We start from the raw sequence: 18,645 nt of genomic DNA, 5'->3' as shown, positions 1-18,645 counted from the left end.
GAAACTATCTCATGTAACAGATTGAATCATTAACAACTCTTAAGTTGGTACCCTTTTCTTGTAGTACAAGATCTATGAACTTACCATAATTTAAGGCTATTCCCAACTCACTAAGTTTTATGCATCCTTCCTCTATCACTTTTTGCAAAATGAGATCATAGTTATCATTAATCAAATTAATAACATCAGTAATTTCATTCTTATGAGTTATTATAGTGGACAAATCTTGAATTACTTGAAGCGAAGAAGATAACGTCTCTATTCTCTTACATATCGGCTTAGTGGAGTCATTTATTTCTTTTTCAAGCAAGTTAATAAGCTCGAACTCTTTATATCTACTTAATGAAGGTATCTCGTTCTTGATGTGTTCGTAATCCTCTTTAACTTTAGCTAATATACTAGAAGCTGTCTTTAAACCTTGCTCTAAAATTTCCCTACTTTTTACTATGAAGTTAGCTGGTTTTTCATCATTGAGCTTTATTATGTTCTTCAATAATTCCTTATTCATATTTAAATTGAGGGAATTAGATAATTGTAAAAACCTTAGCATCAGTTCTGTACATGTCTTGCAACTTTCTAAATTTTCTTTACTAAGTAGTATCTTTAGATACTTAATTGACATTTCTATTATATCAAGTCTTACATCAACTATTTCGTTGTTGTAATCCTTGTCTAACAACAGTACTAATGAACTACTTATATTTTCAATATATTTATACAATGAGTATAGATTTTCTTTAATTCTCATTATTATTTTATTTATCCTAATAACTCCCTCATCATTAATTTTTATAGGCTCAGATAACTCTTCTATTTTATCCAATACAATACCATAATTTTTAATTTCATCTACAAGTTTATTATATCGTGAGATTTTATCAAAAATATAATCATTAATACTTCTCTCTAGCTCTAATCTTTTGGCATTTAATTCTAGTTCAATATTTTGCAACGTCTTTATATCAGATATATTTTCCAAGTTATTTGAAATATCAGCAAAGAACTTATTATACTTCTGAGTCAAAGGAGTTAGCTCTATATCATTAATATCCTTTGCAATTAATTTTATTTTTTCTAATATTCCTTTAATTTCATCCATATTTTCATTGATTCTATTTCTCGTCTCAACTATTTCTTTTTTAATGTAGAAATTGGCTTTAATCAGCGATACTATAGAAGGAATTATATTTAAAATCAAAGTTAATACTGCAATTAAGATTATTACTTCAAAATTCTGATCATTTAGATAAAGAAAGATAGAAGATGGGAAAATTCCAATTAAGCTAAATAACTGTCTCATACCAAATAATATACCAGTTATCAGAACTAATATAATAGATACCCAGAGTAAATAACTATACAATATTGAGGTATAATGTAGAGTAATAGGTATTATTAGTAAAGGTAATGCAGATAGAATATTTACTATAATTTTACTATTCTTTTCAGCAATTCCAAAAGGCAAAAACAATAAAAAGAAGGGATTGTAGATTGATAAAAGTATTGAACTAGATGCTATTATACCTCCTACAGAACTATATCTTAAAATGGAAAATAGAGGGATTATAAATATAAAAATTAACACCAGCAGTATTTCTATTAGATATTTAATTGAGTAGCTTTGAATCAGAGGATATAGTGCGACATTATATAGTACTTTATAAATCGCAGCACTGTCTATAATATATATTGATAAAAGTATTATAGAAAGAGGTTTATGAAAGAAAAACGAAATTACTGAGATAATTGCTATGGCAAAATATATATAATCGATAGGCAAAAACGAAATAAAGATTTTGTATGATAGAATTGCGTTAATTACTGCCACTATTACTCTATTTATGTAATCATATATAGTTTCACTATTTGGCTCCGGGTTCTTTATAAACATGCTTAAGATAATATTATCTCTCAAAGATATATATGGTTTACTAGCTTTAGTAAGTTAAAGATATAAACGGTTCTTCATATCTATACCTATGACTCTCCAAATTCAGTTTAAAAAGTACGAGTTGCCTCCATTACCCTATAAGGTAGATGCATTAGAACCATATATAAGCAAGGATATAATTGATGTACATTATAATGGGCATCATAAAGGCTATGTAAATGGAGCAAACTCACTCCTAGAAAGACTAGAAAAAGTAGTAAAAGGAGATTTGCAAGCTGGGCAGTACGATATTCAAGGCATCGTGCGTGGCCTTACGTTTAACATTAACGGGCACAAATTGCATGCCTTATATTGGGAAAATATGGCACCAAATGGGAAAGGTGGTGGAAAACCTGGTGGTGCACTAGCAGACTTAATAAATAAACAATATGGTAGTTTTGATAGGTTTAAGCAAGTATTTACTGAAACTGCTAATTCACTACCAGGAACTGGTTGGGCTGTTCTCTATTATGATACTGAGTCAAGCAATTTACAAATTATGACGTTCGAAAATCACTTCATGAATCATATAGCAGAAATACCTATAATATTAATATTAGATGAATTCGAGCACGCGTACTATCTTCAGTACAAGAACAAGAGAGCTGATTACGTTAATGCGTGGTGGAATGTAGTAAATTGGGACGCAGCTGAAAAGAAGTTACAGAAATATTTAACGAAGTAATAGTTTTTTATCCATCATCGCATTTTTCTTAGTATGGTATCTGCAATTGTACTAGCAGGAGGTTATGCTACTAGACTTAGGCCCTTAAGTTTGACTAAGCCGAAAGCTCTTTTCCCTATTTTAAATAAACCTATTCTAGGTTATATTCTAGAAAGTCTTATGAATTCTGGTGTTGTTGATATATATTTATCATTAAGAGTAATGGCTGATAAGATAATTGACTACTTAAAGGATATTAATATGATAGATAAGGTTAAGATTGAAGTTGAAGATGAGCCTTTAGGTGATGCGGGCCCTTTAAAACTGATTTCTGAGAAGCATAATTTAGATGAGGATGTTCTAGTTATATATGGAGATATTTATAGTGAGATAAATGTGAAATCACTTCTTGATTTTTATTATAAAAAGAGTTGTGATGCTGTAATAGTAGGTACGGAGGTGCAAGATCCTAGAAGATATGGCGTACTTTATACCGAAAATGACATATTAGTGGAATTAATAGAAAAACCTAAAAAACCCATAAGTAATTTAATTAATGGGGGAGTATATATTTTTAAAAAGGATCTATTCAAGTTAGTGGATACTCCGTCTTCTATTAGTAAAGATTTCTTACCTAAGCTGCTTAGAACCAAATGCATTGCGGTATATAAATATCATGGGATATGGGCAGATATAGGAATCCCTGACGACTATCTTAGGCTTAATTTTGAGGTACTAGTACAAAAATACCCTAAGGGCTATATTAATTCATCAGCTAAGGTTAGTGAGAAATCTACACTCATTCCTCCTTATTATATTGGTTCAAAAAATGTCATTGAAGATGACGTTTACATTGCGTCCAATACTATTTTGGGCAACGATGTGGAAGTAGGAAAAGGAACTTACATATCTGAGAGTATCTTAATGAATAAGGTGAAGGTTAAAGAGTATACATATATATCTGGGTCTATAATAGCTGACAAAACTAAGATAGGAAGATGGAATCATATACTAGATGGGTCTATTTTAGGCGAAGAGGTAATTACTAGTGATGGAGTGCTTATAAATCGGCGCACGATAATCTTACCTAATAAGGAAGTAAAGGAACATGTATATGATAAAGGTAAAATAATATTGTAAAGAGTGATAATTATGATCCTTAGAGAAGTTATTGAGGAATTATCATATCAGTTAAAGCAAAGGAAGATTATAAACGTATGTGTTAGCCCTACTTATACATCAGTAATGTTAGATGATCAATCCATAGGAATTTCGCATACTATAACAGATGGTGAGATAGAAGGTGCTGGTGAGATAATAGGGAAAAATGCATATGATGTTATAATAAATAATCTGGATTCGAATTTACAAAGATCTTTATCTCTAGCAATTCTAAATGCTTTAGGAGATATAAATGATTTTACGCAAGGTGATCCTATTAATTTATACTCTGGAGGAAAGCTTTGCGTATTTGGTTTTTCACCACAATTATCATATAGTAATTTCGATAGCGTGATTGTTTACGATTTTATATCTATGGAAAATAAGAGGGTAGGTAGTACTGAAATAAGACCTTTCTCTTCATTATCTCATGAAGTATGCTCCACTGCACTCATTTTTGCATCTTCTCTAGTCAATAATACAATAGATAGGATTCTTAGTCAGATCTCAGCTAATCACCTAATTCTAACTGGCATTTCTTCGGTAGATGCACCAATTTCGCTTAAAAATCATGGATTTGAAGCCCTTGGCAAATTATTTCCAATAGAGAAATACCGAGTATTTCGAACGATATGTGAAGGAGGTAGTAGTAGGTTATTGAGTAAATATATGACAAGATATTTTAAAAAGTTGTAGGCTGTATTTCATCAATTTTTGAATAGCATTTCCCATTATAATATAGCATAGAATCTTGGCAACCATTATTCTTCACTATAGTAATTCTCGCATCTATAATATCAAGGTAACGATTAGCTTTTATACTATCGAAAAGTTTGAGATAAGCTATTGCCGCTCTTGCAATAACCTTAGGATTATCTAGAGAACCTCCTAACGCACTGCTTAATCCCTTGAGAGCTAAATTTTTGTATGTTTCATCACCAGTTATATTCCATAATCGTGAAAAGAATATGGAAGCTTCAGAGTTTGAAATTGGCTCTAAATAAGGTATTTTGGTTATATCATCAACTTCCTTTATGTCTCTAAAACCTTTTTCGTGTTGTAAATTATTCTTTATATATTCTGCAATTTTTATAGAAAGATTAAGATAGTCTTCATTTAGGGTTCTTTCGTATTCACTAACTAATGCGTTACCTGTTAAAGCTTCATCAAGTAAAATTCCCTTACTTTCTTTTCTCTTACTTCTATATACTTCACCACTCCCAGCATCTATAAAATCTATTAATCTTTGTACACTACTTATGCCGTAATTTACTAACATTGCAATGTTTGCAGAAAATTTCTCATCGATTTTTATTTCTCGTTTTCCTTCTAAAAGACATCTAGCTAAATCGTCAGAGTATTTTATTTTGTCTTTTATTTTAAGATATTCCTTATATACGTTAGTGTATGTAAAATAAACTTCTATCATTCTACTATCCGCTTCATAACCTTCAATTACTCTATTTACTGTCTCATATATTATACTAGGAGTGGGTTCTAAAGGCTCGGGGGTATATTCTTCTAGTTTTATACCCTTTATTGCTTTTCTTTTATATTGATCTACTATCTCTCTCAGTTTTATCTCAATAAATTTAAGATCTTTAGATTCTATTACCGCGATTAAATCTAGAGTAGGAGTAAGAATAGTAATTGTTGGTACTATTCCTCGTGTTAGTCTGATAGTATACGGAATGTACTCTAGTGCATCTACCTTTTTGCCTATGTATTTTGAAAAAATTGTTAACTCTTGTAGTTTTGAATAAATAATGTCACAGTCCTTGCAGTTTTCGTCGGTAAAAAATAGTAATATGGGCTTGTCGAAGAATTTAGCGTCATCAAGTATGCGTGAATTTAGTATCATCATTAACCGTAAGGCTTATTTACATATAAAACTTCTACTATCTATGAGTCGTCCTGCTACAAAATGGAAGTGTGTGTTATGTAATAATACAATATATTGGGATGAGTTATTCACTTATTTAAAAAATGGCGTTGCTCATTATACATGTTTGAGAGAGAAAGCAATCAAGAATGCTAAGATTGATAGTAAAGAATTAACTTTGCTTTTAGACTCTCTAGAAGAAGAATTAAAATCAATAGTTTCTTATAAGCAAAAGTTGTCATCACTACAAAATGAGGAGGCAAAAAAGACGCTAGATCAAATTGAAAAGGATGCAGAGAAAAACGCCGGGATTTTAACCAGATTAATTGAGAAGTTTAGCGATCTTTCTCAATAAATTACAATGATAGTGATACGAAAGTATTTTTATTAAAGTTACATGAATATTTTGAATCAAATAAGCCTTCAATAGAGCCATGAACCATATTTCTTAAAAATGTAATGAGAGATAGTAGTATTTGATATGATCTGTGTTAAGTTAGTCTCATATACGAATGATGGGGAGAAAGTCATTGCTATTGCAGCTAAGATGAGTAGGAGTAGGAAGGGTTGGGATTATCATGAGAAGGAGATGAGTAATGACGAGGTCGAGATATGGATTAAGGACGCAATTCTCCATGGATACTGGAGTGTTCTTGAGCATTCTGTATATACGTTTTCGATAGAGGGCATTTCGAGAGTTGCATCCCATCAATTAGTGAGACATAGGATAGCCTCATATACACAAATGTCCCACCGTTTCGCTAAACCAGTTGATGACTATTATAAGCCGATAGTTCCGCCATCAGCTAAGAAAAGGGACAGAGAGTTCATAGAGAAAGCGTATAAGGAAGCTTATGACAACTACTTCAATCTTTTACAATCTGGTGTACCAGAAGAAGATGCTAGATATGTGCTACCAAATGGAGTAAACACTAATATTGTAGTGACAATGAACGCTAGGGAATTATATAACTTCTTCGCGTTAAGGCTTTGTAGTAGAGCTCAGTGGGAAATCCGTGCCATAGCATGGATGATGCTTGAGGAAGTTAAGAAAGTCCATCCACACTTGTTTAAATATGCTGGGCCAAATTGTATTATACATGAAAACTTCATAAGAAATGAAAACGAATCTATAACTTTAGAAGATATATTTAAAGATTACAAATTAGAGTTCATATCTCAAAGGTGTATTGAGGGAGTGTTGAGAGATGGGATTAAAAAATGCGTTATAAATTCGCGTTCAGTATTAGATAATATTAAATAACTTTCCTTTAGTATTCAACTTTTAACTGTAACTTTTTAACGAAGAGTATTTAAATGATCATCTTTTATATACACATGCGATGTCATTTACACAGGCCATTTTAGGATTTGGGATTCCCATTGTAGCTTTTCTGGCTGCTGGATACGGTCTTTACAAGTTCTTGCTGCTAGTACTTCCATCGAAGCCTAACCCCTTAAAGGTTAGTCGATTTGAGGCAGGAAATATTCCAACAGGTTTAGGAAGACTTTGGTTCCCCTTACAATATTATGGTTATTTATTACTTTATGTTACTTTAGAGCCAATAATTGTATTATTACTTCCGATTTCATTCTCTGACTATTACACGACAGTAGTAGCTTTCAGGGATTTGCTATTGATAATTGTGGTGTTTATTGTTTTGATGTATCCTGTTCTATATTACGCCATTAAACAAATTAATTTATTATATCAGTGGGAGATGAGAAGATGAGCGAAGAGTTAAAAAGTCTTATAAATGATTTACAGACTAAGTTTAAATGTCAAGTTAAAATTGAAAATGATAGACGAATAACTGTGATTGTGCCTGATAAGAAAATTATGAAAGATGTAGCAAACCACTTAAAAAATTTTGGGTTCGATCACGTTAAAGCAGTAACTGGCATAGATTATCCTGAGCAAGAGAAACTAGAGGTGGTTTATCACATATCTTCATACTCAAATTTGGATCTGGCCAAAATAATATTAGCCTTAAGAACAACAGTAACGTATAAAGATCCTTCTTTGCCTTCATTATATTCAATATTTGAAAGTGCCTGGACTGGAGAAAGGGAAACCTATGAGATGTTGGGAATTAGGTTTGAGGGTCATCCAGACCTTAGGAGATTTTTCTTGGATGAGGATTTTGAAGGAGTATATCCATTAAGAAAATCATTTAAGATTAAGTTGGAGGGGATTTTCGTTGACAAGCCAACCACAGAATGAAGTACAAGAGCAACTACTAGCAGCTACTGGGATGTCTGTGGAGTTTATACCAATTCAAGGGGAGCTTAATGTAGGTCCACAACATCCCGGTTCTGGTCATATGAGGATATTTGTAAAATTAAATGGAGATATCATAGAGGATGTAGACTTAGACGTAGGCTATGTTCATAGGACGGTGGAAAAACTTTCAGAAAATAGAAATTACATGCATCTTATACCTTTAGTAGAGAGACCAGCAATTTTAGATTCTATACATATGAATTTAGGCTATATTATTGCGGTAGAAAAGATTTTAGGAGTTGACGTCCCAGAAAGGGCACAGTACTTGAGAAGTTTTGCAGCAGAGGTAAATAGGATAGCTAGCCACCTCTATGGATTAGGTATTTTGTCGATATTCTTAGGTCATTCTACTGGGTTTATGTGGGGTTTTGGAGATAGAGAAGTGTGGGTTACCATATTGGAAGCATTAACGGGAGCAAGAGTTACTAATTCGTATGTAATACCGGGTGGAGTTAGAAGAGATATATCGCAAGAAATAAAAGATATGACCTTAAAGGCCATTTCATATCAGCGCAGAAGGCTGGAAGATTGGAAAAAAATCTTCTTTTACAATCCATCAATTAGAGCAAGGCTCGAAAATGTTGGAGTAATGAGTAAAGAAAACGCTATCAAGTGGGGTGCTGTTGGGCCTAATTTAAGAGCATCTGGAGTATACTATGACGTTCGAAAGATAGAACCGTATGGAGCTTATGATAAGTTAGACTTTGAGATTCCCGTATATAAAGAGGGAGATGGTCTAGCAAGAGGTTTAGTAAGATTAGAAGAAATCGAACAAAGTATGAGAATATTAGAGCAGATAATAAAGAATATACCAGAGGGTAATATTTTATCAGATAGGTTCTTTAAACAGATACCTCCTACTAGACTTAAGAAGTATTGGGAAACATATAGACGTATTGTATTGCCAGGCTATTACGCTTCATTTAGACCACCTAAGGGTGAAGCTATATCTAGAGTTGAGGCTGGAAGAGGAGAACTAGCATACTATGTAGTAAGTGACGGTTCTCCTAAGCCCTATAGATTGAGAATGATAACTCCCTCTTATAGGTTAATATATGTTTTTAAGGAGTTATGTAAAGGTTCCCGATATGCTGATTTAGTTTCGATTTACGGTAGTTTAGATTATTTCCCTCCGGAGGCGGATAGGTAATGAGTGTTCTCTCCGCTTTACAATATTATTTCTTTTATCCTTCATTTTTCTTAACCGTAATTTTCCCGGGTCTAATATTCACTCTAATTTTTCTTTTAGTCACTATATGGTTTGAAAGAAAAGCAGCAGCTATAGTTCAACTTAGATATGGTCCTTACTATGCATCCAAACGATTAGGAGGCATACTTCAGCTATTTGCAGACGCTATAAAATTTGTCTTCTCGGAGATAATAATTCCTAATGGAGTAAATCAAACGCTTTATGCACTATCTCCGGTTCTAGTTTTGATATTTGCATTTTTGCCCATGTCTCTTCTTCCAATTTCCACTATTCCAGCTCAAGGTTCCATATTATCAGTGTACCATAGTATATTTTATGATAGCCAAATTCATCAAGGCGTTTTAGTTCCATACCTTATCGAGTACAATTTGATAGGAATAATTGCATTGGAATCTCTATACCCAATCCTTGTCATATTCTTAGCATGGAATACTAACAATAGGTTTGCTATAGTAGGATCTATAAGGGAAGCTTATCTGTCAGTATCTTATGACGTTCTAATAATAATTTCCACACTTGCATTAGCATTAGAGTACCATACACTCGATGTCGTTAAGATCGTGACTTCTGGAATACCAGGATTTATAGCTAATCCTATTGCGGCATTCGTTTTCTTAGTTGCAATGTTAATAGGTTCTTCAAGATTTCCATTTGAAATAGTTGAAGCTGAAACTGAATTAGTTATAGGTCCTTACACTGAATATAGTGGTTTTCTATTTGTGTTAACCATGGCGGGTTCTTATGTAGCGAATTTAGTTTATGCAATTCTTTTTGTGGACTTGTTTTTAGGTGGTTGGTTACCATTTACTGGATTTGCAGGTGCAGTATTTACTGTTTTCAAAGCCGCAATAATAGTATTTTTTGCTGTTTTTCTTAGAGCGGTTTATGGAAGGTATAGGATAGATCAGGCTCTAAGGGGGAGTTGGAAGTATTTCTTCCCTCTTGCCTTAGCTTCCTTAATATTAGGTGTGGTGGTGGGTTATTTATGGATAAGGTGAAAGAATATAAGAAAGAAAATATAGCAAGTCTATTTGCAGAACATATACAGTCGATAGTTACGGGTATAAAGTATTTCGTAAAACCTCAGAGAATAACGCTGCAATACCCAGAGGATAGTCTCAGTCTTCCTACTGGTTATAGAGGAATGATTAGACTTTACAAAGATGTATGTATAGGCTGTACTTTATGTGCATTAATATGTCCAGCAGATGCTATGAAAATGGTAACGCAAAGTGGAAAGAAATTCCCTCAAATAAATTATGGTAGGTGTGTCTTCTGTGGTTTCTGTGTAGACGTATGTCCAGTGGATGCGTTAAAAGAAACTAAAGTTCATGATCTCGTTTTTAATTCTAGAAAACAACTAATTTTTGACCCTGATAGATTTAACGTAGATGTAGATGAGGTTCCCCTAGAAAATAAGCCAGTGAGAAAAGTAAAAGCAGTAGTAGATGAGAAGAGGGGGATAAAATATGTACCTGCAGACGAGTGAAATAATACAATATATATTGTTTGCATTTTTTGGGATTATGGCTATAGCGTTTTCGATATACATTGTCAGAGCTAAGAACGTATTTTATGGTGCAGTAAGCCTAGCATTTCTAGGTTTAAGCATAGCTGCACTAATAGCGTTAGAAGCACCTTCAACTTATGGCATATACTCAGTGTTTCACATTCTTCTTTACGTGGGAGCGACTGTAACTTTCCTAGCTATTTCCCTAGTCATGTTTAAGGATTTAGAAGTTAGGATTCGTAGAGGATCATTAGGGATATTGGCCGGAGGAGCAGTAACTCTTCTATTCTTAATTACAATTTTTATATCCAATTTTAAAGTTTCTCCATCAACGTTGCAACCAATTAATTTCCAGATATTAGCTAATGATCTTTTAGAAAACTATTGGTTCCCATTGATTATACTTATCGTAGCTCTATTAACTACTTTAATTGAAGCAATAGCTTTAGCTAGGAGGGATTAGAAATGATGGATCTTGGTTTATTAGGTATCATAATATCTGGTCTCTTGATAGGGATAGGCATATATGGTCTATCCTCAACATCAAATATTATCCGAGTATTATTATCGTCCGAAATTATCTTAAATGCGTCAATTTTATTTGTTTTCTCCTATTCCAGTGTCGTAGGTATGGTCTACAAGCCTGTAATATTTTCCCTTTTCGCAATAGGTATGGCCTTAACAGAAGTTGTAGTCGCGTTCGCAGCTGTTCTCTTGTATTATAGGCAAAAAGATAAACTGGAGGTGGAATAAAATGATTTATTTCTCTTTTATATTATTGATAATTTCATTTATATTGGCAGTCTCAATATTTTTTATTAGATCAAGAATAGCTTCATTTATTGTAAGCCTACTGTCGATAGCTATAAACGTTCCATTTTTATTTTTAAAAGGTAGTTATGAATACATTTTTGTCTCAAAATATATAGAAGATTTTGGAATAGTTATAAACAATCTCAATTATCCATTTATAATAACTATTCTAATAGTTACATTGCTAACTACTATATACTCCTTAAGATACATGGAACATAAGTTCAAGGAAGAAAACAAATATAATTGGGGTCTTTACTACGCTTTATACACTTTATTTGGTCTTTCCATGCTGTATACTGTACTATCAACTAATCTATTGGAGCTATACATATTTTTGGAGATTTCACTAATCTCGTCATTTTTGCTAATAGCACTTTACGGGTATGGTGATAGACGTAGAATAAGCCTTATGTATTTTATATGGACGCATATTGGTACAATACTGCTCTTGGCTTCAATTATAATAATAGGTCTTACTTCAGGTTCTATGAATATTTATACGGATGCTTATACTTTTGCGAATTATTCCATGATACCTTACTCTATTTTAGTATTTATAATAGCAGTTATTGGAATGTTTATAAAAGGTGCTCAGGCTGGTTTTAATATATGGTTACCTTACGCTCATGGTGAAGCTCCAACTCCTATTTCAGTACTATTAAGTCCAAATATGGTGGGTTTAGGAATATTCGTAGTTATCATTTACTATTATCTATTCCCCACTATGTCCTTCATAGCCCCTCTATTTATAGTATGGGCCCTTATAACAATGATTTACGGCGGAATTAACGCGTTGGCCCAAAAAGACTTCAAGAGATTCTTAGCGTATTCAAGTGTTTCTCAAATGGGTTATATGTTATTAGGTGCTTCCATCGCCTTTTTAGGAGGACTATCAACTTCTATTATCTCATTACCTTTAGGAATATTGGCAAGTATCCTAATCTATGTTTCTCATGGATTCGGAAAAGCTATCCTATTCATGAGTGCTGGTGCATCAATAACTGAACTAAATGAAAGGAATATTGAAAAATTAGGTGGACTTTATCTATCTTCCCCTCTTCATTCCACGATGGCGTTTATAGGTACTTTAAATCTACTAGGTCTACCTCCAACAATTGGTTTGATAAGCGAAGCGTTATTAATATTTTCGGTAGGTACGATATTAGATAAGATAGGATTAGCAGGGTTTATAGTGATAGTAGCCTTTATAATGATTGCAATAGGTACTTCTTCAGCGTATATAGGTTACTTATTCAAGACTGTTTATGCTGGCAAAAAGGAAAATAAGAATCTTGACAATCTAAAAGAGTATTCAATCCCAATGCTATTGATTGGAGTAGTTAGTATAATTACCTTCTTTATTCCTCAGTATATATCTCCGTCTTTAACGTTTACATTATTGTTTTCAAATTCTATAATTTTACCACTAATAGCATTCTTACCTGTTATAGGTTCATTAATTTCGCTAATAACTCCGAAGTCATTAAATCAAGATTTGAGAGGAGCAATAGTGGTATTAACAATAGGTATTTCAATGGTCTTATCCGCGTTATTGCTAGTTAATAATTTAGGGCAACCGTTATTCGGGCATCCCCAATTATCATACTCATTTGGTTATTTACAATTTAGTGCGAACTTGCTTCAATCTATTTTATCCCTTTTCGTGTCTTCACTATCATTCTTTATAGCATTATATAGCATAGGATATATGAGAGAGGATAACGTTTTAAGAAGATACTGGGGGTTCTTTGGGCTCTTCGTAACATCAATGCTATCTGTTGTATTAGCTAATAATGTTCTACTATTTATTGCGGGATGGGAGGGAACTAGCCTAGCCTCCTATGGTCTAATTAGCTATTGGTTAGATGATAATGAAAGGAATGTAGTTGGAGATTTTGGAAGAAGAATATTTGGAATTGAAAACATTTCCAAACCAACAACTAGTGGAATCAGAGCTTTAATTTTCACTCGTGTAGGTGATGTTGGCTTATTGGCAGTATTAGGTTATTTGCTTTCACTATCAAGTTACAATTATATCTTGTATCCTATGTCAAATATATTATCTACAGTATTTTCTGCATTATCTTCTGTAGCTTCAGGTCCAGAAGGGTGGTTAATATTGTTAATATTCTTTTTAGGGGGGCTTGCTAAGAGTGCACAATTTCCTTTCACTCAATGGCTATTAACCGCTATGACTGGTCCAACGCCAGTCAGTGCTCTAATACATGCAGCTACCATGGTTAATTTAGGAGCTATCCTTACATTCCTTACTTATCAATTTATACCCGTAAATACAAACACTTATTTATTCTTCGCAATAATGGTGGGAATAACGTTATTTACGGCATTATATACAAGTGTTAACGCTCTAGCTTCGAATGAACAAAAGGTAATTTTAGCTTATTCTACGGCAGATCAAATATCGCTAATGATATTCTCGTCTTCTTTAGGTGCTTTACTTGGAAACGTAAGTTTGGGAATAATAGTAGGACTTATACAGATGTTTGCACATGGAATCTATAAGGCATCTCTCTTCATGAACGCTGGTTCCGTAATACATTATACAGAAAGTAGGTATGTAGCTTCGAAACCATTATTATACAAGGAAATTCCTTCTGTGTTTGTTCTACAACTAATTGCTGCGCTAAACCTAGCTAATTTGCCACCTTTAATAGGATTTTGGGCCCACAATATCATAGGTAATTTAGTTAGTAGTGCTTCATCTACCATATTTTACTTGTATATAATTCTCGAATTCCTAGGCGCAATATATATATTAAGATATATTGCTAGAACGTTCTTATGGAAGGGTGAGGAACATGATACTCATGAACATGGGCACTTGAGTACTTTGATGGTTATAAGCCCTGGATTCTTAATATTGGCATCAATCATACTAGGCGTACTTTACTTTAATCTGGCGACTTTCTTCAATGTTATACAACTTTCAGATATAGATTTCATTAGTTTAATATTATCTATAATAGGTTGGATAATCGCCTTTGCCGTGTATACTAGACGTTTAAACTTAAGTTCTATAATGCCTCTAATAGATTTTGCATACTATGGTTGGTATGTAAATCCAGGTTTTGACAAATTTGGGTATCTCTTCAAAGGTTTCGCCAATGCTTTATTCAATAACTTTGAGAGAGGGGTTATCGATATAGGGCTAAATGAGAGACTACCTAAATCTGTGATAAACTTTGGCTCGAGAATCTATAACGTGGTAGAGGACCACATCCTTGGGGACTATATTATGTTATATGCATGGGGTATAGTTTTACTTTTAATTATTGTTTTAGTTCTGTTCGGGGTGATTGGATAATGAACTTGGATTATTATTTACCAATTTTAATACCATCAATTTTAATTTTATTTTCTTCAATCTCAGTATTATTTATAGATAATGGTGTTAATGAAAGTAGGTTTAGATTATCGCTGATACTTTCCGCAGTACTTGTAGGGGTTAGCCTAGTGTTTTTAATTTACTCTTGGGTGGCTGGTATCGTGAACTATACATTATTTTCTAAGTCTTTATTTATAGATGTACCTGGCTATTTCTTTTCAATAACCATTTTTAGCGTAGGTTTACTTGCGATTTTATTGAGCAAAGATCATATAATATCCTGGTCTACACGCTCCTCTATGTTATCGTTAATGTTGTTATCCTTACTAGGTTTATTCTATATGTCCTTTGCTAACAATATTATTATTATTCTCACTACTTGGGCAATATCATCTGCTGCAAGTTATGCAATAGCTATGCTTAGAAAGGACTACAAGTCAGTTGATGCTGGTATTAAATATCTTATTATGGGACTGTTGTCAAGCTCGATCATGATAATCGGCTTTGCCTCGTATTTAGTTTCAACCGGTTCGCTACTATTTACCACGTCTGTACTTTATCCAAATCTATTCCTTTTCTCTATATCTTTCATTTCAATAGCATTTCTATTTAAGATGGGAGCTTTTCCATTTCAAGCTTGGTTACCAGATGTTTACACAGATGCTGATAGAATATCAGTAGCGTTCATTTCAAGCGTTGGTAAGCTTGTAGGTATAATTCCTTTATTTAGAGTAGTATATCTCTCAGATCCTAACATAGTAGAGGTAGTTATATTCATAGTTATTTCAATAGGTAGTATGTTAGTTGGAAATATAACAGCTTTTTCAAGAAGAGATATTGCAGCAGTACTTTCATTTAGTTCAATAACTCAGGTTGGGTATATCTTAATAGGTTTTGCGATGTTCACGATATCTCCAGCTATAGCTATTGTCGGTATTCTAGTGCAGTCTCTTGCATATGGAATAGCACAAGTAGGTCTATTCGGTATAGTGAGTCACGTAGAGAAAATATCTGGGACTTCTGATATTTCTGGGCTTAGAGGTATATCATCTCAAGATAAGCCATTAGCTTTTGCCATAGTGATTCTTATACTAAGTTTACTTGGGATACCACCGCTTTTTGGATTTTGGGGTAAGTTATTCTTATTCGAAAGTTCATTTACATATCCTTGGCTTACCATAATTGCTGTCCTCAATAGTGCGATATCTGCTGGATATTACGTTCCTATAGTTAGAGAAGTATTTAGAGAAGGAGAGTTTGAGGTTACAAAAAGCTCAGAAAGAGACATTGCAGTAGTCTCGGCAATTTTAAGTATAATATTAGGTATAGTTATTCCAATTGTATTCCAGATTTTGGTGAGTCAGATTGGTTAGGATTGCGTTAATTGGAGTAGGTAATGTGGCCTCTGCATTAGTACAAGCTATAGAACTAGCTAAAAACGGCAAGGAAATATATGGAATATTGGATCTTCCCATAAAGCCATATGACATAGATGTAGTAGCTGCTTTTGATATCGATAAGAGGAAGGTAAATAGGAAGCTTAGGGAGGCAATATTTACCAAACCAAATGTTGTTGATAAGTATGTGGATGTTAGGAGCGATGTAATTGTAATAAGAGGTCCTACTCTAGATGGAAGAGTTGGGGTTCTTTCGAACATTATTGAAGAATCTGAAGAGGAACCGGTTGATGTAGTTGATATCTTAAAGAAAGAGAAAGTAGATGTAGTATTAAATCTATTACCTACTGGAGCAGTAAATGCGAGCAGTTTTTATGCTAAGGCTTCATTAGAGGCTGGTTCTTCTCTCATAAACTCCACTCCTTCTCCAACTGCAAAGGAATTTAAAGATCAATTTAAGGAGAAAGGTCTTGTAATCCTAGGAGATGATTTATTAAGTCAAATAGGGGGGACTATTACACACGCTGGAATAATAGAATTTTTAAAAAATAGAGGTGTAAGGGTTTTAAAGTCTTATCAGATAGACATTGCTGGATCTACTGAAGCATTAGTTACGTTAGAAGATTGGAGAAAAGATCTTAAAAAAAGTATAAAGTCATCTCTTATCTCTTCGTACGCCAACGGGGCTGAGGTTGTAGCTGGAACATCTGATTATGTGGAATTTCTAAAAGATAGAAGAGTAAGTTATATGGTAATTGAAGGCTTATATGGAATAGGGATCCCAGTAAGAATTGATATTTCTCTGAAGACATATGATTCTTTTAACGCAGTTGCTCCTTTAATAGATCTAATAAGAATTGCCAAACTCCTAACTCAACACGGTTATGGTGGTGCTGTAAAAGAGGTTTGTTACTATTACTTTAAGGATCCTCCAGAAAAGGCTAAGAGTATTATGGATGCTAAAAAATCATTGGATTCTCTTTTGAATAAGCTTTTAGGATAGAATCTTTACTCTTTTTTAAATGGTAAAAGACTGAAACAAGCTTCGTCATTTATGGTTAGGTGATGTGAGAACCCCGGACTGATAAATGATGTACGCGTGTGAGGGCTGATCATATTTCAATTACCTCTGAGTTTTCAAGTACTTTCTCGTAATCAATGTTTAGTTTCTCCTCATCCTTTAGTACTTCATCAAGTTCTACAGACGTCCTAGCTTTAGCTGATATTGCACAATATTCTGGGAGTTTTATTGAATATTCATAAGTTCCAATTTTCCTTGCAAGTTCGACAATCTCTTCTTTATCAAATCCAATTAAAGGTCTAAAAATTGGATATTTTATCCCGTATTCAGTTACGTATAAATTAGTCATAGTTTGTGATGAGACTTGTGACAGAGATTCCCCGGTGGTTATCGATTTAGCGTTTGCCTTATTACATAACCTTTCAGCTACCTTATACATTACTCGCTTTAACATGACCACACGATTTCTTTTCTCAATCTGCGATAATTTAATTAACACGTCTGTACCATTTACGATAAATAGTTCTAATTTATGTCCTCCGCTCCATTTTCTAAGGACACTTAATTCTTCCAATACAAACTTCCTATGTACGCTTCCTCCTAAATTGAAGTTTAAAATAATGGGAATTGAACCTCTTTTCATCATCATCCATGTGGCTACGGGCGAATCAATTCCTCCAGAAAACAACACAACGGTCTTTCCAGCTACTCCAACAGGCAACCCTTTAGGGCCCTTAATAATTTTATGATAAAAATACGCTATATCATTCCTAATTTCTATGAATACCTCAACTTCAGGATTCTCTAGATTAACTCCTCTGGAAAATGGATATAAAGCTTCACCAACTTTCCGTTGTACATCTAAACTGGTAAAATTATGAGAACCTATTCTTTTAGCTCTTACAGCAAAAATCTTACCTTTGACTATTTCAGCAAAGACTTCCTTAGCTTTGCTAATAATATCTTCTAAATTATTATTGTAAGATTTAATCGACATAACTGGTGAAAAGGAGGATATCCCAAATACCTTACTAAGCTCCTCTATGTTCTTATTGTCATCGTTAACTTCTAAAAATAATACGCCTTGCGATCTCCATATTTTCCCTTCTTTTATAACACTTCTTATATTATTGGCTAGCGTGTGCTCAAAATTTCTTCTGGATCTGGGAGATTTTAGCGCAATTTCACCCGATGGTCTTATGATGATTAGCATTATTCTTCACTCTCATGTAGTGTAAATATAGCTGTACGGTATGTCTACAAAATTTTTGTCCACACTCACACTCAGAATCAACAATTTTAAACTCATTAATTTTTATCTTTACCTTATAGTAACCAGCTGCACATCTAGCACCTACAAGACCTTCTACGATATTATTATTGATGGACGTGATAATTATCATAATAGAAAAAGGAGAATGTGA

The 18,645-nt window shown here is 33.4% G+C and carries 19 protein-coding genes; 15 read left to right on the top strand and 4 right to left on the bottom strand.

What is annotated here, in order from left to right:
* Positions 1-4: 4 nt before the first annotated feature.
* Positions 5-1,915 (bottom strand): hypothetical protein, encoded by a 1,911-nt coding sequence (locus tag J5U23_RS15150; RefSeq protein WP_218258883.1) that lies wholly within the window; start codon positions 1,913-1,915, stop codon positions 5-7.
* Positions 1,916-1,979: 64 nt separating this feature from the next.
* Between J5U23_RS15150 and J5U23_RS15145 the strand changes: the two genes are divergently transcribed.
* Genes J5U23_RS15145 through J5U23_RS15135 form a run of 3 tightly spaced genes read left to right on the top strand, consistent with a single transcriptional unit; the run spans position 1,980 to position 4,451 of the window.
* Positions 1,980-2,615, top strand: a complete 636-nt coding sequence (locus tag J5U23_RS15145; RefSeq protein ID WP_012711760.1) for a superoxide dismutase — start codon at positions 1,980-1,982, stop codon at positions 2,613-2,615.
* Positions 2,616-2,648: 33 nt separating this feature from the next.
* Complete coding sequence (locus J5U23_RS15140) at positions 2,649-3,734, top strand: sugar phosphate nucleotidyltransferase (RefSeq protein WP_218266558.1); 1,086 nt, start codon at positions 2,649-2,651, stop codon at positions 3,732-3,734.
* A 12-nt stretch (positions 3,735-3,746) separates the two neighbouring features.
* The gene (locus J5U23_RS15135) at positions 3,747-4,451 is read left to right on the top strand and encodes a Rossmann-like domain-containing protein (protein WP_218266557.1); all 705 of its coding nucleotides are present in this window, start codon (positions 3,747-3,749) and stop codon (positions 4,449-4,451) included.
* Here J5U23_RS15135 and J5U23_RS15130 read toward each other — a convergent pair.
* On the bottom strand, positions 4,438-5,619 hold the full coding sequence (locus tag J5U23_RS15130) for a hypothetical protein (protein ID WP_218258880.1): 1,182 nt from the start codon (positions 5,617-5,619) through the stop codon (positions 4,438-4,440). The two genes, J5U23_RS15135 and J5U23_RS15130, sit on opposite strands and share 14 nt — an antisense overlap.
* Before the next feature lie 40 nt (positions 5,620-5,659).
* Between J5U23_RS15130 and J5U23_RS15125 the strand changes: the two genes are divergently transcribed.
* From J5U23_RS15125 to J5U23_RS15070, 12 genes are all read left to right on the top strand, one after another.
* Positions 5,660-5,992, top strand: a complete 333-nt coding sequence (locus tag J5U23_RS15125) for a DUF2175 family protein (protein WP_218258879.1) — start codon at positions 5,660-5,662, stop codon at positions 5,990-5,992.
* Positions 5,993-6,118: 126 nt separating this feature from the next.
* Positions 6,119-6,901 (top strand): FAD-dependent thymidylate synthase, encoded by a 783-nt coding sequence (gene thyX / locus J5U23_RS15120; protein WP_218258878.1) that lies wholly within the window; start codon positions 6,119-6,121, stop codon positions 6,899-6,901.
* Positions 6,902-6,980: 79 nt separating this feature from the next.
* A complete protein-coding gene (gene ndhC / locus J5U23_RS15115; protein ID WP_218266556.1) occupies positions 6,981-7,370 on the top strand; it encodes an NADH-quinone oxidoreductase subunit A in 390 nt (129 codons plus the stop codon).
* A complete protein-coding gene (locus J5U23_RS15110; RefSeq protein WP_218258876.1) occupies positions 7,367-7,861 on the top strand; it encodes an NADH-quinone oxidoreductase subunit C in 495 nt (164 codons plus the stop codon). The genes ndhC and J5U23_RS15110 overlap by 4 nt, the downstream gene beginning before the upstream one ends.
* On the top strand, positions 7,839-9,071 hold the full coding sequence (locus J5U23_RS15105; protein ID WP_218258875.1) for an NADH-quinone oxidoreductase subunit D: 1,233 nt from the start codon (positions 7,839-7,841) through the stop codon (positions 9,069-9,071). The genes J5U23_RS15110 and J5U23_RS15105 overlap by 23 nt, the downstream gene beginning before the upstream one ends.
* Positions 9,071-10,129: an NADH-quinone oxidoreductase subunit NuoH gene (nuoH, locus tag J5U23_RS15100; RefSeq protein ID WP_218266555.1), complete on the top strand. Its 1,059-nt coding sequence runs from the start codon at positions 9,071-9,073 to the stop codon at positions 10,127-10,129. The genes J5U23_RS15105 and nuoH overlap by 1 nt, the downstream gene beginning before the upstream one ends.
* Positions 10,117-10,620, top strand: a complete 504-nt coding sequence (gene nuoI, locus J5U23_RS15095) for an NADH-quinone oxidoreductase subunit NuoI (protein ID WP_012711750.1) — start codon at positions 10,117-10,119, stop codon at positions 10,618-10,620. The genes nuoH and nuoI overlap by 13 nt, the downstream gene beginning before the upstream one ends.
* Complete coding sequence (locus tag J5U23_RS15090) at positions 10,601-11,104, top strand: NADH-quinone oxidoreductase subunit J family protein (RefSeq protein ID WP_218258872.1); 504 nt, start codon at positions 10,601-10,603, stop codon at positions 11,102-11,104. The genes nuoI and J5U23_RS15090 overlap by 20 nt, the downstream gene beginning before the upstream one ends.
* Before the next feature lie 2 nt (positions 11,105-11,106).
* A complete protein-coding gene (locus J5U23_RS15085; RefSeq protein ID WP_012711748.1) occupies positions 11,107-11,394 on the top strand; it encodes an NADH-quinone oxidoreductase subunit NuoK in 288 nt (95 codons plus the stop codon).
* 1 nt (position 11,395) lies between these two features.
* Entirely contained in the window at positions 11,396-14,782 is a 3,387-nt protein-coding gene (locus J5U23_RS15080; RefSeq protein WP_218266554.1) for a proton-conducting transporter transmembrane domain-containing protein, read from the top strand.
* The gene (gene nuoN, locus J5U23_RS15075; protein WP_218266553.1) at positions 14,782-16,176 is read left to right on the top strand and encodes an NADH-quinone oxidoreductase subunit NuoN; all 1,395 of its coding nucleotides are present in this window, start codon (positions 14,782-14,784) and stop codon (positions 16,174-16,176) included. Before J5U23_RS15080 ends, nuoN begins: the two co-directional genes overlap by 1 nt.
* Complete coding sequence (locus tag J5U23_RS15070) at positions 16,169-17,203, top strand: inositol-3-phosphate synthase (RefSeq protein WP_218266552.1); 1,035 nt, start codon at positions 16,169-16,171, stop codon at positions 17,201-17,203. Before nuoN ends, J5U23_RS15070 begins: the two co-directional genes overlap by 8 nt.
* A gap of 109 nt (positions 17,204-17,312) precedes the next feature.
* On the opposite strand, the gene thiI is transcribed toward J5U23_RS15070, so the two are convergent.
* Together thiI and J5U23_RS15060 are read right to left on the bottom strand one after the other, a co-directional pair.
* On the bottom strand, positions 17,313-18,434 hold the full coding sequence (thiI, locus tag J5U23_RS15065) for a tRNA uracil 4-sulfurtransferase ThiI (RefSeq protein ID WP_218266551.1): 1,122 nt from the start codon (positions 18,432-18,434) through the stop codon (positions 17,313-17,315).
* On the bottom strand, positions 18,406-18,624 hold the full coding sequence (locus J5U23_RS15060; protein ID WP_012736062.1) for a hypothetical protein: 219 nt from the start codon (positions 18,622-18,624) through the stop codon (positions 18,406-18,408). Before J5U23_RS15060 ends, thiI begins: the two co-directional genes overlap by 29 nt.
* Positions 18,625-18,645 lie beyond the last annotated feature (21 nt).

It is taken from the genome of Saccharolobus shibatae B12, from assembly GCF_019175345.1.
GTDB classification, from domain to species: domain Archaea; phylum Thermoproteota; class Thermoprotei_A; order Sulfolobales; family Sulfolobaceae; genus Saccharolobus; species Saccharolobus shibatae.
The sequence above is the reverse complement of the archived record's forward strand: the minus strand, read 5'-3'. Positions and strand labels throughout refer to the sequence as shown.

Coding starts and splice junctions, on each gene's coding strand:
- J5U23_RS15145 (WP_012711760.1), top strand. CDS start 1,980: ATGACTCTCCAAATTCAGTTTAAAAAGTACGAGTTGCCTCCATTACCC.
- J5U23_RS15140 (WP_218266558.1), top strand. CDS start 2,649: ATGGTATCTGCAATTGTACTAGCAGGAGGTTATGCTACTAGACTTAGG.
- J5U23_RS15135 (WP_218266557.1), top strand. CDS start 3,747: ATGATCCTTAGAGAAGTTATTGAGGAATTATCATATCAGTTAAAGCAA.
- J5U23_RS15130 (WP_218258880.1), bottom strand. CDS start 5,619: ATGATGATACTAAATTCACGCATACTTGATGACGCTAAATTCTTCGAC.
- J5U23_RS15125 (WP_218258879.1), top strand. CDS start 5,660: ATGAGTCGTCCTGCTACAAAATGGAAGTGTGTGTTATGTAATAATACA.
- thyX (WP_218258878.1), top strand. CDS start 6,119: ATGATCTGTGTTAAGTTAGTCTCATATACGAATGATGGGGAGAAAGTC.
- ndhC (WP_218266556.1), top strand. CDS start 6,981: ATGTCATTTACACAGGCCATTTTAGGATTTGGGATTCCCATTGTAGCT.
- J5U23_RS15110 (WP_218258876.1), top strand. CDS start 7,367: ATGAGCGAAGAGTTAAAAAGTCTTATAAATGATTTACAGACTAAGTTT.
- nuoH (WP_218266555.1), top strand. CDS start 9,071: ATGAGTGTTCTCTCCGCTTTACAATATTATTTCTTTTATCCTTCATTT.
- nuoI (WP_012711750.1), top strand. CDS start 10,117: ATGGATAAGGTGAAAGAATATAAGAAAGAAAATATAGCAAGTCTATTT.
- J5U23_RS15090 (WP_218258872.1), top strand. CDS start 10,601: ATGTACCTGCAGACGAGTGAAATAATACAATATATATTGTTTGCATTT.
- J5U23_RS15085 (WP_012711748.1), top strand. CDS start 11,107: ATGATGGATCTTGGTTTATTAGGTATCATAATATCTGGTCTCTTGATA.
- J5U23_RS15080 (WP_218266554.1), top strand. CDS start 11,396: ATGATTTATTTCTCTTTTATATTATTGATAATTTCATTTATATTGGCA.
- nuoN (WP_218266553.1), top strand. CDS start 14,782: ATGAACTTGGATTATTATTTACCAATTTTAATACCATCAATTTTAATT.
- thiI (WP_218266551.1), bottom strand. CDS start 18,434: ATGCTAATCATCATAAGACCATCGGGTGAAATTGCGCTAAAATCTCCC.
- J5U23_RS15060 (WP_012736062.1), bottom strand. CDS start 18,624: ATGATAATTATCACGTCCATCAATAATAATATCGTAGAAGGTCTTGTA.